Here is a 15,491-nt window from a genome sequence, read left to right on the forward strand (position 1 = left end):
AGGAATAACGTAATGGTAACTAAGAATGAATGGAACAATGCAAAGAGAATAATAATTATTATTTTTGATATTTTAGTATTTCATTTTTCCATTTTTGCAGGATTTTGGATAAAATTTGGAATTGATATTCCACAATATAATTTCGTATCATATGAACGTTCTGTTGTGTATATCACAATTATTTTTGTGTTTCTAAACTTATTATTAGGAACGTATGTGTTTTATAATCGAACGGTGAATGACATTATATTTGTAACAGTGATTGGGCAGGTTCTTACAATCTTATCTATCATGATTGTCGGATTTGTAGGTCGTTGGTTTACATTTCCACGATCAGTATTGATCTATTCGTTTATAGTTGGAATGATTTTATTAAGTTTATATAGAATGTTTATCTATTATGTCTATTTACGTATCAGTGAAGAAAAACGGGTAGTAATTATTGGTACAGCTAAGAGTACAATTTCTGCAACTGCTAATTTTTTAACTCATAAAAATAAAAAGCATAAAGTCGTTGATGTTATTCAAGCTAATTATTTTGAAAATTTAAAACAAATCTTAGACAAGGTTGATATTGTATATATTGCAAGCCAGATTGATGAAAAAGAGAAGCTGGATATCTATGAACTAGTTATTGGGCAGGAAAAGAAACTATTTTTAAACACAAGCTTTGAAAATCTTGTTATGTTAAAGCCCAATATGATGAATTTTGAAGATGAAAGTATTATTGAAATTTCTGATTTTAAAATTAAACCAGAGTATGATTTTATAAAACGCCTATTTGATATTGTGGTAGCGTTACTCTTATTAGTAGTAACATCACCGATTATTTTAATTACAGCAATTGTTGTAAAATTAACTTCTGCAGGTCCTGTAATTTATAAGCAAACAAGAATTACTTTAGGGCAAAAAGAATTTTCTATTTTAAAATTTAGGACCATGTCTGCGACAGCAGAAGCTAAGACAGGTCCAGTTCTATCTTCCAGCAATGATAGCCGGGTTACTACCGTAGGCAAATATTTAAGAGCACTCAGAATCGATGAGCTTCCTCAATTATTCAATGTGTTGAAAGGCGACATGTCCATCGTAGGGCCTCGCCCAGAACGCCCCTTTTTTGTAGATCAGTTTAATATGGAAAATAAACACTATTACTTAAGACATAATGTGCGAGCGGGTATTACTGGCTATGCACAAGTTTATGGGAAATATGCGTCTGACTATAATAGTAAGTTGAACTTTGATTTGCTTTATATTAAAAACTATTCGGTGTTATTAGACATGAAGATATTACTACAAACAATTAAGATTCTTTTTGATAAGATTTCTTCAAAGGGTGTTGATGAGGAAGAACAAAGAGAAATTGAGAAAAATCTATTTTCTAAAAATGACATAAAGGTTTGGAATTAACTTGGGACGCGGAGCATAATAAATTATAATGTATGGATAGATTTGTTTTTTTGAATCTATCCATATTTCTAAGTTAAGTGGAGGAAAAAAATGAGTATAGTACATAATAATTCAGAAAAAAAAAACAAAGTACGAGTTTTGATTTTTGGAATGAGTAACCTCTTGGGTGGCGTTGAAACATATATGTTTAATTATTATAATCACTTAGATCTTTCAAAAATACAAGTCGATTTTGTAACAATGTATCCAACAATGTATTTTGAAAAAGAAGTTGAAGCAAAAGGTGCCAAAGTATATCATGTGACGGAAGTGAAAAAAAATCCGCAAAAATTTATTTCGGAAGTTAAAACTATTTTGTCAGATGAGCAATACGATATCGTTCATGTGAATATGCTTTCAGCGGCTAATATATTGCCTGTGACAATCGCAAAAAAAATGGGCGTAAAAAAAATATTTGTTCATTCACATAATGCCAATACACCTAATGGTTTATTGAGAAAAGCAATGCATCAATGGAATAAAAGAAAAATAGTAAGATTAGCAACTGACTATTTAGCATGTTCAAAAAAAGCCGGTACATGGCTATTTGGAGAAGAATTGGCAGATCAAATAATAATTATTCCCAATGGAGTGGAGATCGAACAATACAAGTTTGATGCTCAGATTCGAACTGAGGTTAGAAAAGAATTGGGACTTGCTGAAGATCAATTAGTGATTGGTCATGTAGGTGCTTTTAGGGAACAAAAAAATCATGATTTTCTCATTGATATTTTTGCTACACTCCATAAAAAAAATCCAGATGCTGTGCTAGTCTTAGTTGGTCAAGGGGAACTTCAAGCAAAAATTCAAAGCAAAGTGACTCAGCTACATTTAGAAAATAATATCAAATTTTTGGGTGTCAGACAAGACTCTAATCGGATTTACCAAGCAATGGATATTTTTGTCTTACCTTCACTATTCGAAGGACTTCCTGTCGTTGGCGTTGAAGCACAAGCAGCAGGGTTACCACTTATCATATCTGACCAGGTAACAAGAGAGTTGGCAATAACAGAGAATTGCCAGTTTCTGCCAATCGATGACCCCGAAAAATGGGCGGAGGCTATCTTAGCAACTAAAATTGCTAATCGAGATATATCTGAAGATTTTTCAAAAAATGGCTACGATATTAATATAGCAAGCAAGAGTTTAAATAATTTATATTGCATAACAAAATAATGAACGTGGTGAGATGATAACGTGAAAAACGAAAAAATTAGTGTTCTTATGTCCATTTATAAGAATGAAAGCCCCCAATATTTTAAAGAAGCAATGGCGAGTATTTTTAAACAGACAGTGCAACCAGAAGAAATATTATTAGTAGAAGATGGGCCATTAACAGACGAGCTGAATATAATGATTTCTGAAATAAAAGCCAAAGTTGGTAAACAATTGACCTTACTTCCTTTGGAAAAAAATGTTGGTTTAGGCAAAGCTTTAGCTTTAGGTGTAAAGGCCTGCCGCAATAATCTAATTGCACGGATGGATTGTGATGATATAATGGTATCAAATCGCCTAGAAGTGCAATATGAAGAAATGAAGCAAGATCCTTCATTAGCGATTATAGGGTCTAACATCACTGAATTTTATGATACAATTGATAATGTTTTGGGGTATAAAAAAATGCCTGCAACAAACGAAGCAATCCGAGAGTTTTCTAAAAAAAGAAATCCATTTAATCATATGACCGTTATGTTTAGAAAAGAATTTGTGATGAATGTAGGTAATTATCTGCCTTTGAAGGGGTTTGAAGATTATTATTTATGGGTGCGTCTATTAAAAAATGGCTATACTGCTAAAAATATCCAAAAAGATTTAGTCTATGCTAGAACTGGGCTAGAAATGTATGCTCGGAGAGGTGGATTGAGTTACTTGGTGCCAGGACTAAAGGCACGAAAAAAAATTTACCAAGAAGGGTTAGGCAGTTTTAAAGATTATTTGTTTGTTTCCACGGTTCACGTATGTGTTAGTTTATTGCCTAATAAGTTGCGTGGAAAATTTTATGAGAAAAAATTGCGTAATTGATTGGTTAGAAGAAAATAGAATCATAGAGATTATTTGTGTAGAAGGAGAAAAAAATGGAAGACAACTTATTTGTAATGGAAGGCCTTGATTTTTTTAAAAGAAACTGGAAAAAGTATATATTTGGATTTATTCTTAGTTTAATATTGATTTTTGGATTATTTTACTATGGGATGCGTTCTAGTCAGAATGAAAAAAGCCTAAATCAGGATAAAAATTATACTTTTTCATTTATCTTAGAGAATAAGGATGGCTACATTTTCTCGAAAAATGAAATGATTAAAGAAATTTTTGCAAGCGAGTATGTAAAATCACATAGTGAATCTAGTCCAGAAGATGTTATTGAGGCAGTCACTGTTACGTATACCGATAATAACGGGAAAATGGTTGTTGAAACCCCGAATAAAGCAATTGCAGAGTCATTCTACACATTCCTTGAAGAGGCAAGTTCACGATTTTTTATTGATAAAAGAGCATATGTACTATCAGAAAAGGTTGAAATGAGTAAAGAAAAAGTTTTTGAAGGAATTAGTAAGAAGAAAATTATTCTTTATGGCTTGCTATTAGTAATTTTTACCTTTGTGTTCGGGACAATTCTTGCAAGTGTCTCTGAAAAAAGAAACAAAAAGATTTCTCAAAAGTTTACACTAAAAGACAGTGATGAAATTATTGATGTAACGATTCTTAGAAAAGAATCGAATGAAGAAATTCAAACGAAATTGACGAATCTGATTAATAATCCACCAGTGAATAAGATTGTTGTAATGAAAGACCAAACATATTTAGATGCTGGTAAGTTAAATGATTCAGTATATGTAACTGATAGCTTAGATAAAATTGAAACATTAACATTTGTACCTGAATTAGTCATCATTATTTGTGAGAAAAATTCAACTGAAAAAATATGGTTTGGTTATCAAAAAGAATTAGCAAAAAATTATTCTGATAAAGTAAACTGTATTTATATCTAAATGGAGTGAAGAAATGATACCTTATATATTATTATTTGTCAGCCTGATTGTCCTTTCACTCCTCGAGTTTTTTAGTAAGAAGAGAGTTTTTTTCATTATTGCAATGATAGAAATCATTTTATTTGCGGGTTTAAGATATGAGACTGGCTATGATTACTTATCATATAAAGCATTTTTTGAAAGAGTTAAGAGTTTTGGGGATATCATATCAGGTGGGATTGATGCTGAACCTGGTTACTTATTGACTAATTATATTGTAAAAATGTTTGGAATGGATTTTTCGGCTTTTATTTTAATCTATTCAGTTGTGACCTTAGCGTTATTAGGTTGGTTTGTTTACAAAAATGTGAGTTATCCAACAATGATTATCGTGTATTATGTCTCTCGTTTCTATTTTGTTAGGGACATGGGCCAAATAAGAGCATCACTAGTCGCAATTGTTTTTCTTTATTGTTTACCGGCGATTAAAGAAAAAAATCTTCCCAAAGTAGTTCTATTTTCACTTCTGGGAGCCTGTTTCCATATTGTTGCTTTGTTTATTATACCAGCTTACTTTTTTGTATGGATCATAAAAAAACTAACATTGCAAAAAGTGTTTATTTTGACAATGATTTCAGCTTTGATAGGTGTGTTGTTCTTTTTCCCAGATCTATTTTTATGGGCGATTCCTTCAAGGTATGCGGGGTATTTTGCAGGTAAGTATATCACTGGAAAGTGGATATTTAATCCGATATTCATCATGCAGATGGGAATTACGATTGCCTCAATACTCTTTATTAAAGGGAAAAATAAAGAGTACAATGAGAGTTTAAACATATTATTAAGTTTGTATTTTTTATCTACATTATTTTTGATTATTTTCGGTCCCTTAGCAACTGTGGGTGGAAGAATCGGTACGATTTTTGCAACAGCTGAAATTTTGTTAGTCCCTCAATTGTTTCGATATGTATTCAAAAATCAATATCTTAATTTAGTTTGTTACTATATATTTTGTGCAGTTGTTTTTTACTTAATATTTATTTTGTCAAATACGTATCAAGATTTTATTCCGTATCAAACGGTGTTCTCTGTTTCATAAAAAGAAAGGAAGCAATTATGATTAAAAAAACAAATGGCAAGTATTTAAAAAGCGGCATTGTCTTATTTTCACTTGCACTATTAGCAAATGTTGGATTTATGACTGAAAATCAACGAGTGTTTGCAGAAGAGACTGAAAATACTGGCGATAACAGAATAAGTGAGACTAGTTCATCTAGTCATGCTGAACAATCCGCTCAGACGACTTCTGAGTCTGAGACGAATAACTCTACTTCAGAGACTATTATGGAAGTACCAGAAAATAAAATTACAGAAGAAAATAATAAAGAACTAGGGAACGCATCGAAACAAGAAGAAGGGGAGTACTTATTTAACCCGAATGATCGATCTGATTTAGCTATTACAGCACGCGCTGCTGGTGAAACACGTTCACTAATATCAGCAACTGAAAATAATCGCCCTGCTAAAGATTTTGTGGATATTTCGTCTCATAATGGAGCACTTTCCGTGGATAATTTTAACGAAATGAAAAAATATGGCGTTAAAGGTGTTGTTGTAAAATTAACAGAGTATACAACATACTTGAATCCTTTGGCAAAAGGACAAATTGAAAATGCACAACGTGCGGGATTGATTGTCTCTGTCTATCATTATAGTTGGTTTACAACAAAAGCAGGAGCTGAGCAAGAGGCGATATATTTTGCCCAAAAGGCAAATGAGCTAGGACTACCTAAAAATACATTGCTAATAAATGATGCTGAACAGACGGAAATGACAGCTGGGAATGTCACTGAAAATTCTCTTGCATTTCAAAAGAAACTAAATAACTTAGGTTATTCTCGCGTAGCACACTATTCAATGTTTGATTGGTTTAACCGTAAAATACTGGATGAAGATAAATTGGGATCTGGAAACAGTTGGGTTGCAAGCTACCCCTATAACCCTTTAGCAACAAATCTATTACATACCGGAAATGCTGCTTGGCAATGGAGTTCTGAGCTGACATTTCCTGGAGTTCCTGGAAGGTTTGACATAAATGTATCTTATAATAATTTATTCTTACAAGCGACAGGAGATAATGGTATTAACTTAGCTAATTATCATACATCTGCACCGCTACAAGTGTATACAACTGATAATCTTTGGTATTATAATGATATTAATGAATTTTCTGTGGCAACTCAAGCAGAAAAATTGCCTAAAGATACAATTTTAAATATAAACTCAATCGAGTATAGCAACAGCGGTTATCCTAGACTTGTCACAGACAAAGGCTATGTTTCCGCAAATAAAATGTACACTTCACCAACTATTAGCAATTTATCCAGTTATATTACTGACTTAGGGAAAGTCGTAGCATTAGGAAATATCTGGTATTACAATGATAAAGATAACTTTACGCAACAGACACAAGCAGGTCAAATTACTAAAAATACTGTTTTTGATGTTATAGGGATTGTTTTCAGTAAAACAGGTTACCCAAGGTTAGTTACAGATAAAGGCTATGTCTCTGCTAACAAAGCTTATGTCAATCAACTTGTAGCAAACTATTCTGATTATCTGATGACCACAGGAAAAGTTGCAACAACAACAAGTACTTGGCATTATAACAATAAAGATAGTTTTACCCAACAGTCACAAGTAGAGCAAATAGCGAAAAATACTGTTTTAACGGTAAAAGATATTGCCTATAGTGCAAGTGGTTATCCAAGATTAGTGACAGACAAAGGGTATGTTTCCGCAAATAAAGGATTTGTAACACCAATCGTTAATAACCATGCTGATTATTATTTGAAGACAGGAAAATTTTTGACGTCTCAAAACATTTGGTATTACAATGATAAGGATCTTTTTTCAGTTGAAACACAAGCTGAGCCTTTGCCAAAAGAGACAATGATTGAAGTCAAGGATATTGTATATAGTGCAACAGGCTACCCAAGATTAGTAACAGACAAAGGATATGTTTCCGCAAATAAAGGGTATCTTTCAGAGGCAATCAGTAATTTAAACAGCTATATTACTGAGCCGATGAAGGTTGTTACTAAGGAAAGTATTTGGTACTACAATAGCAAAGATGAGTTTTCAAGTAAAACACAGGCTGAGAAATTAGCTAAAGACACATTACTAGATGTGAAAGCTATCGTTTATAGTGCAACAGGCTATCCAAGATTAGTTACAAATAAAGGGTATGTTTCTGCTAATAAAGCTTACGTTACTCCAGCAATTGGTAATATCGATAGCTACATTACTAAGCCAGGAAAAGTAAGAGCTAAAGCTAATATCTGGCATTATAATAATAAAGACAACTTTGCAGTTGAGACACAAGTACAACAAATTACTAAAGGAACGACCTTCACAGTTAAAGGAATCGCCTATAGTGCAACTGGCTATCCAAGACTGGTAACAGATAAGGGATATGTTTCAGCAAATAAAACATATGTAGAAGAAATAAAATAAATAATTGAACCATCAAAAAATCAAGACAAGTTGGTGTATCTAAGTGAAGAAAGTATTGAGTAATATATTTTTTACGGCTATGTATCAAGTAGTAATACTGATTGTTCCATTAGTGACGATGCCGTATGTATCAAGAATATTCGGAACAGAATTGCTTGGTATTAATTCATTTGTTATTTCAATTATTGGTTTTTTGAACATGATTATTTTAATGGGCATGAGTCAATTAGGAACAAGAGAGATTGCCAAAGCCGACAAAAAAGATCGTGGATCAGTTTTCTTTCAGTTGTGGTTTATTCAATTAGCAAGTGGCTTGATTGTCACAAGCCTTTATCTACTAATTGTTTCGTTTTTTGTTGGTAATAAAGGTGTGTACTATATTCAAATTCCTTATTTGATTGCATATGTTCTAGATATCTCCTGGTATTTTCTTGGAATTGGTGAAGTAAAAAAAGTGATTGTAAGAAACACAATTGTGAAATTTGGTTCCCTGATTTTGGTTTTCCTTATAGTAAAGAGCAGTTCAGATTTGCTACTATACATGGGGATAAACAGTATTAGCACATTTTTAGCAAATATCTTTTTTTGGATTAGTTTACTCAAGGAATTTAAAGCGTATGGAAAAATTAAAAAGTCATTTTCTGTTCCCTATTTGAAGCAGGCGTTGTTTTTACTTATTCCGTTATTTGCGATTCAAGTGTATAATACGTTTGATAAGACGTTAGTTGGATTACTATCAACAAAAACAGAGCTTTCTTTCTATGATCAATCTCAGAAAATTGTTCGAATTGTGTTGTCAATTGTTACCTCAATCAGTTTAGTTATGATGCCTTTAATGGCTAAAGTAGATACAGGTGACAGCGAGGATAGTTCAAAACTACAGCTGTTATTGAAAAAATCAGTTGAATATACAACGTTGATTTCCTTATTATTAACTGTTTTATTAATGTGTAATTCACGTGATTTCGTTCGATGGTTTTTTGGAAATGAATTTGTTCCGATGACCTATAATATGATTTTTGTTAGTTTGATCATTGCACCAAATGCTTTTGGTGGAGTTTTAGCCAATCAGTTTACTTTAGCAAAAGGATTGCTGAAGCATTATTCTATTCCATTTATCGCAGGCGCAATAATTGATGTCATATTAAACCTTATATTGGTACCAAGATGGGGGGCAGATGGTGGGACTATTGCATTGATCGTTACGGAATTTTGTGTTTGTATCTTTAGGGTCTATGTCATTCGTAAATGGTTGGACCTCAAAGATATTTGCTCTGAATTTTTTAAATATACGATTATATTTGTTTTAATTTTAGTTTTGGGATTTTTAATTCCTAACTTTGTAGCATCTTTATTCTTGAATATGGTTATACGTTCAAGTATAGTGTTTGTTGTATTTCTTATTTTGATTTTTCTTTTTCAAACCAACATCTCAAAAGACTTCACCGCTCTTTTAAATAAAGTGAAAAAGAAAACGTAACTAGACATATTTTGGAGGGCTTCTTTTGAAATCAGATAATATTGTAAAACAACTACAAAAAAAAGAATTAGAAATATTGAAATTTGTGGATAATTTTTGCCAAACTAAAGATATTCCATATTTTTTATCAGCTGGAACGTTACTAGGAGCGATTCGTCACAAAGGTTTTATTCCATGGGATGATGACATTGATTTAGGTATGACAAGAGAAAATTATGAACGGTTTATTCAATTGGTTCCTGAGGCTTTAAAGGATACTGATTATATGCTTCAAACTTATAAAACGGATGTTGGTTATCCGTTACCGTTTTTAAAAATCATTAATTTAAAGACAACTTTAGTTGAATCTAATGCTAAAGACGGTAATGCTAAAAATGGTGTTTTTATTGATATTTTCCCATTTGATGTTGTACCGGATAATAAAGCTTTAAGATGGCTGCAGATAAAAAAATGTAAGCTTTTGACATTTGTTATTCACACTAAAATGAATTACTATACGCGTGCTCAAACACCAGTAGGTGGAATGATATATAAAGTGTTAAATTTTTTCTGGGGTAGATATTCTGTAAGAGAACTTCTTGATAAAAGGCAGAATGAAATTGAAAAATATAATCAGTCAAATAATCACAATATGTCTATAGTAACTGCTACGACGGAATTTAGAACAGAAACATTAAGCAAGACGGAAATCAATGATGTAATCAGAATTCCCTTTGAGGACGGTATGTTTTTAGCAAATTCAAATTATGAACGAATGCTGGAACAATCTTATGGAGATTATATGGAATTTCCTCCTGTGGAAGAACGTGGAACAAAACATGACATTGTTTATTTAAAATTGGATGATTTCGAGTTTGGAGATCCAACATATAAAAAGAAAAAATAGTAGAGTCTGACAAAGGTCACAGGAGGGATAAACATGCAAGGTCTTATTTTAGCAGCTGGTTTAGGAAGCAGAATGAAAGAGTTCACTAAAAGTACCACTAAAAGTATGGTTGAAGTTAATGGGAAGTCATTAATAGAACGGATGTTACGCCAATTAGATAATCTTAATTTAGAAAGAATTGTGATCGTCGATGGCTATAAATATGATGTTATGGAGGACTATGTTAAAGAAATCCAAATCAAGACACCAGTACTATTTGTAACGAACCATGATTACGATAAAACAAATAATATTTATTCTGTCTTTATGGCTAAAGAATTAATGTGTCAAGAAGATACTATTTTACTAGAATCAGATTTGATTTTTGCAGATCAATTACTTGATGAGGTCATGGCTTCTGATTATAAAAATCTAGCCGTTGTCTCGAAGTTTGAATCTTGGATGGACGGTACAGTTGTAAAAATTGATGGAGATAAAAATATTATTGATTTTATTGATAAGAAGCGATTTAATTTTAATGAAACGAGTAGTTATTATAAAACTGTTAATATTTATAAATTTAGCAAAGAATTTTCAAAATCTATCTACTTTCCATTTCTAGAAGCTCAAATGAGTGCTTTTGGTAAGAATGAATATTATGAAACTACATTGAAAACAATTACACAATTTGATGCTAGTTTAGTTAAGGCATTGGATATTGAAGATATTCCTTGGTATGAAATTGATGATCTGCAAGATTTAGATGTTGCCAGTTCCCTCTTTAATACAACACCGTCAAAAAAATTAGATGCATTTCAAAAAAGATATGGCGGCTATTGGAGATATCCAAAAGTAATTGATTTTTGCTATCTCGTTAATCCATTTTATCCCCCTAAGCGAATGGTTGATGAAATGAAATCGAATATGGAACGCTTGATTATTGATTATCCTTCTGGTCTTCAAGTGAATTCTTCCTTAGTAGCAAAATACTATAATGTACCTGAAAAGCATGTAGTTGTGGGAAATGGTGCAGCAGAATTAATTAAATCATTGATGGAAAAGAATGCTGGGAAATATGGGATTATTGCGCCAACTTTTGAAGAATACCCAAACCGTGTTAGTAAAGAACAAATTGTAAAATACTATCCTACAAATAAAGATTTCCAATACACAGCTAAAGATATCATGGCGTTCTATTCAGAAAATGATATTGATTATTTGGTTTTAATAAACCCAGATAACCCCACTGGAAATTATATTCCAAAACCAGATGTTATAGGTTTATTAGAATGGGCAAAAGTACGCGGAATTACTATAATTTTAGATGAATCCTTTAATGATTTTGTTGATTTTGAAGAAGTTCCTTCTCTAATCAATCGTGAGACATTAATAGCACATCCTAATTTAATTATTATTAAAAGTATTTCCAAATCATTTGGGGTTCCAGGAGTACGTTTAGGCTTTTTAATGACCAGTGATGAATCATTGATCAGCTATATTAAATCAGATGTTTCAATTTGGAATATCAACTCATTTGGAGAATTCTTCCTCCAAATTTTTGAAAAATATAAAAAAGACTACTTGTCAGCTTTAGATTTATTTTATAAAATTCGTAAAGATTTTAGTTCTGCAATGGCCCAAGTATCTGATTTTGAGGTAATCGAGTCACAATCAAATTATTTCACTTGTCGTCTTACTGGTGATATAAGTGCACGGGAATTAGCCACAATACTATTGGATCAGGACAAAATCTTTATTAAGGACTTGTCTGGAAAAGATGGTTTTGAGGGTGAGTACGTAAGAATTGCAGTGAAAAAAAGTGATGAAAATGAAAAAATTGTTGAAGCCTTGAAACGAATATTGAATCGCTAGAAAGTGGATTTACAAAGGAGAACGAACATTATGGTTTTATTGTTACCTATGGAAACTAGTTATTTAAATACTAGTGGACATATTTACGACTCAGAATTCCTCAATTTAGTACAGTTATCTGATGGCAGTGTTAAATTTGATGAACGAACTTTATTTTTAAATCAAGAAGAGAAAGACTTTTTGAATGCGCAAAAAATAGTTGAGCTCTCTAATAGTATTGTTGTTTTTAAAAACAAAGGAAAATGGGGATTGATCGCCAATCTTCCAAAAGAGGAGTATATTAAAGGCAACGTTAAAAGTCATGAATTAGTTCTTCCTTCTACAGTCCAAGGAATGCTTAGTAATTTTCACGGATATAACGGTGAAGCAGCTCCTGTTTTACTAGGACACGAAAGTTCAATTGATTTAGAAGACTTTGTCAGGGAAAATGACCCAGATAAGCAACATATCATCAAGGACTATTACTTGTATATTTATCAAGGAGAAAAAGCTGAGAGATTGCTTTCTTTATATAAAAACTTAGAGAGACTCTTTATTGGTGATGGCCATCACAGGCTTTATACGACCTCTTTATCAAATTTCAAACAAACTGTTTTTGCTTGTATCATGAGCTTTGACTATTTAGATATTTTACCGATACATCGTTTATTGGAAAATGTGACAGACGAGATGTATATCCACGCTTTAAAATTTTTAGGTAAAAAGTTTGAATTAGAGAAGGTCACAGATGATTCAGATTTACCCAAAGGTTATGTTAAAATGTCACGAGGAAATGATCACTACCTGATTCGTTTAATTGATTTAGCTTCGGATGCTTTTTGGAATAATGATATTTATCGATTGAATACTCAAATCATTTCCCAAGCCTTTCGGAGTTTTGATCAAGGTGAAATCCAATATATATCAGAAGAAATGTTGAAAAATAACAAGTCATTTTCTGATGAAGATGTCATCTTAGAAACGCATGCACTTTCTAAAAAAGAATTCATTGAGGCTGCAAAAAATGATACAGTCTTGCCACCAAAATCAACTTGGGTTTATCCAAAGTTTCCATCTTTTTTACTTATGAATAAATATCAATAATTTTGGAGGTGAAAACATGAAAATTTGTATTGTTGGTTTTGGAAATATTGGAAGTGCAATAGCTGGAAGGCTTTCCTTAAGTGGACATGATGTTCGAGTCTTTACATCGACAGAATTAGGACAGGATTGTCCATTTACGCTAAAGGAAATGGATTCAACTGATGAGAGACAAACTACTATTGCTCTTGTTACAAATGATCTAGAAACTGCAGTGGCGGATATTGATATGCTTATTGTAACGTACCCATCTTTTATGTTGGAAGCTTTTGCAAAAAAAGTTGAGCCTTTTTTGATCAAACCGATATTTTTTGGTATTGTCCCAGGAAGTGGTGGGGCCGAATATATAACGAAAAAAATATTTACGCAAAAACATGTGATTTTCGGATTAGATAGAGTCCCTTACATTGCTCGCTTGATCGAAAAAAATCATTCAGTTGAGTTTTCAAAAAAAGCTTCAGTAAATGTTGCCGCGATTCCTAAAAAAGAAACTGCAGTGGTTGCAAGAATGCTTGAAGAACTTTTACGATTACCCATTTATCAGTTGCAAAATTTTTTAGAAGTCTCATTAACCCCTTCAAATGCCATTTTGCATACTTCCAGAATCTACAGTATGTTTAAGGACTACGCTACAGGTGTTACTTATCCTAAAATCCCTTATTTTTACAGAGATTGGACATTGGATTCGTCTGAAAGTTTGATTGCTTTAGATCAGGAATTGAAAAATATTATTTTAAAAATGCCAGAACTTGATTTATCGGAAATTAAAACGATTCGTGAACATTATGAATCACCAACTGCTAAAGCGATGACAGATAAAATAAAGAGTATTTCATCTTTTAAAAATATTATTTCGCCTATGAAACAACTTTCTGATCAAACGTTTGTTCCAGATTTCACTTCAAGATATTTTACTGAGGATCTTCCGTTTGGGTTACTTATTATTAAAGGTTTCGGTTTGATTACCGAAGTAGAAACCCCAGAAGCTGATAGAATTATTTTATGGAGTCAAAAGTGGTTAAATAAAGAATATCTAACGAATGAAGGAAAACCTGGTCAGGACTTTTTGGTGTCAGGAGTCCCTCAGGCATATGGAATTAAAACATTGGAAGATGTCTACCATTTTTATCAATCTTGATGGTGAAAAAAATAATGGAGTAAATGAGTGGGAATGGAAGTGTTATTATGAGTAAGATACTTATTACCGGAGGTGCTGGATTCATTGGATCTACGCTTGCGAATTATTACAGTAAAAACCATAGTGTTGTTGTTGTTGATGACTTGTCTATGGGAAAACAAGAAAACTTAATTGAATCAAAAAATATTACTTTTATTCAGGGTAGTGTTACAGATAGAAACTTAATGTCACAATTATTGGAAAAACAACAGTTTGATTACATTTTCCACTTAGCAGCTATAGCGAGTGTAGCTGATTCGGTTCAAAGACCAGTTGAAACACATCTTGTAAATTTTGATAGTGTATTCTATCTCTTGGAATTAGTAAAAAAACAGTCAGGTCTGAAACGTTTATTATTTTCCTCATCTGCAGCTGTTTATGGAGATGAACCAACTTTACCAAAACAAGAAGAGTCTGTTATTAGACCCTTAACTCCATATGCTATTGATAAATTTTCAGCTGAAAAATATGTAGTTGATTACTGTCATCTTTATGGTGTACCAACAAGTGCCGTTAGATTTTTTAATGTATATGGTCCAAATCAAAATCCTAATTCTCCATACTCTGGAGTTATTTCAATTGTGATGGATTGTTATAAACAACTTTCAAAAAATAAAAATACTTTTTTTACAATGTTTGGCGATGGGAACCAGTCAAGAGACTTTATATATATTGATGATGTTATTAAAGCATTAGATTTGATTGTGAACTCAAAAGAAACTTTAGGACAGGTATATAATGTTGGAACTGGAAACAGTGTCACTTTGAATGAATTGATTCATACAATTGGGAAATTATTAGATAAAGACTTACCTGTCAACTATGAAAGTGAACGTGAGGGAGATATCCGTGAATCTCTAGCGGATATATCCAAAATTAAAGGAATTGGTTTTGAACCTAAATTTGATATTAAGGAAGGACTTCGAAATTATATTAAGCATGAACTAAATTTAGATTGAAAATTTTTTAGTTAATGGGAAACTAAGTGATGTTGAAAATAGTTCATTTTTGAACTATTTTTTCATAATATCGATTTAGTTTTAAAATAAATTTAATCGTATCATTTCTTTGGCTATGATTTACATA

At 32.0% G+C, this 15,491-nt stretch carries 12 protein-coding genes; all 12 read left to right on the top strand.

The genetic code is table 11. From position 1 onward, the window contains the following. Positions 1-12: 12 nt before the first annotated feature. The 12 genes from ATZ35_RS09450 (at position 13) to ATZ35_RS09505 (ending at position 15,364) form a co-directional block, all read left to right on the top strand. Positions 13-1,407: a sugar transferase gene (locus ATZ35_RS09450; protein ID WP_208927018.1), complete on the top strand. Its 1,395-nt coding sequence runs from the start codon at positions 13-15 to the stop codon at positions 1,405-1,407. A gap of 90 nt (positions 1,408-1,497) precedes the next feature. Beyond that, positions 1,498-2,622, top strand: coding sequence for a glycosyltransferase family 1 protein (locus ATZ35_RS09455; protein WP_208927019.1), 1,125 nt, complete (start codon positions 1,498-1,500; stop codon positions 2,620-2,622). A gap of 21 nt (positions 2,623-2,643) precedes the next feature. Next, positions 2,644-3,468 (top strand): glycosyltransferase, encoded by an 825-nt coding sequence (locus ATZ35_RS09460; protein ID WP_208927020.1) that lies wholly within the window; start codon positions 2,644-2,646, stop codon positions 3,466-3,468. Positions 3,469-3,521: 53 nt separating this feature from the next. After that, on the top strand, positions 3,522-4,436 hold the full coding sequence (locus ATZ35_RS09465) for a hypothetical protein (RefSeq protein WP_208927021.1): 915 nt from the start codon (positions 3,522-3,524) through the stop codon (positions 4,434-4,436). A 13-nt stretch (positions 4,437-4,449) separates the two neighbouring features. After that, the gene (locus tag ATZ35_RS09470; RefSeq protein ID WP_208927022.1) at positions 4,450-5,514 is read left to right on the top strand and encodes an EpsG family protein; all 1,065 of its coding nucleotides are present in this window, start codon (positions 4,450-4,452) and stop codon (positions 5,512-5,514) included. 17 nt (positions 5,515-5,531) lie between these two features. Continuing rightward, positions 5,532-7,931 (top strand): DUF5776 domain-containing protein, encoded by a 2,400-nt coding sequence (locus ATZ35_RS09475; protein ID WP_208927023.1) that lies wholly within the window; start codon positions 5,532-5,534, stop codon positions 7,929-7,931. Between the two features lie 43 nt (positions 7,932-7,974). Next, positions 7,975-9,411 carry an oligosaccharide flippase family protein gene (locus ATZ35_RS09480; RefSeq protein ID WP_208927024.1) on the top strand — a complete coding sequence of 479 codons (1,437 nt, stop codon included), beginning with the start codon at positions 7,975-7,977 and terminating at the stop codon, positions 9,409-9,411. A 25-nt stretch (positions 9,412-9,436) separates the two neighbouring features. Further along, complete coding sequence (locus ATZ35_RS09485) at positions 9,437-10,297, top strand: LicD family protein (RefSeq protein WP_208927025.1); 861 nt, start codon at positions 9,437-9,439, stop codon at positions 10,295-10,297. Between the two features lie 33 nt (positions 10,298-10,330). After that, complete coding sequence (locus ATZ35_RS09490; protein ID WP_208927026.1) at positions 10,331-12,148, top strand: aminotransferase class I/II-fold pyridoxal phosphate-dependent enzyme; 1,818 nt, start codon at positions 10,331-10,333, stop codon at positions 12,146-12,148. A gap of 30 nt (positions 12,149-12,178) precedes the next feature. Further along, positions 12,179-13,231, top strand: a complete 1,053-nt coding sequence (locus ATZ35_RS09495; RefSeq protein WP_208927027.1) for a DUF1015 family protein — start codon at positions 12,179-12,181, stop codon at positions 13,229-13,231. A 16-nt stretch (positions 13,232-13,247) separates the two neighbouring features. Continuing rightward, on the top strand, positions 13,248-14,366 hold the full coding sequence (locus ATZ35_RS09500; protein ID WP_208927028.1) for an NAD/NADP octopine/nopaline dehydrogenase family protein: 1,119 nt from the start codon (positions 13,248-13,250) through the stop codon (positions 14,364-14,366). Positions 14,367-14,413: 47 nt separating this feature from the next. Further along, positions 14,414-15,364 carry an NAD-dependent epimerase/dehydratase family protein gene (locus ATZ35_RS09505; protein ID WP_208927029.1) on the top strand — a complete coding sequence of 317 codons (951 nt, stop codon included), beginning with the start codon at positions 14,414-14,416 and terminating at the stop codon, positions 15,362-15,364. Positions 15,365-15,491 lie beyond the last annotated feature (127 nt).

Origin of the sequence: Enterococcus rotai, assembly GCF_001465345.1 — a bacterium.
Taxonomy (GTDB): domain Bacteria; phylum Bacillota; class Bacilli; order Lactobacillales; family Enterococcaceae; genus Enterococcus_L; species Enterococcus_L rotai.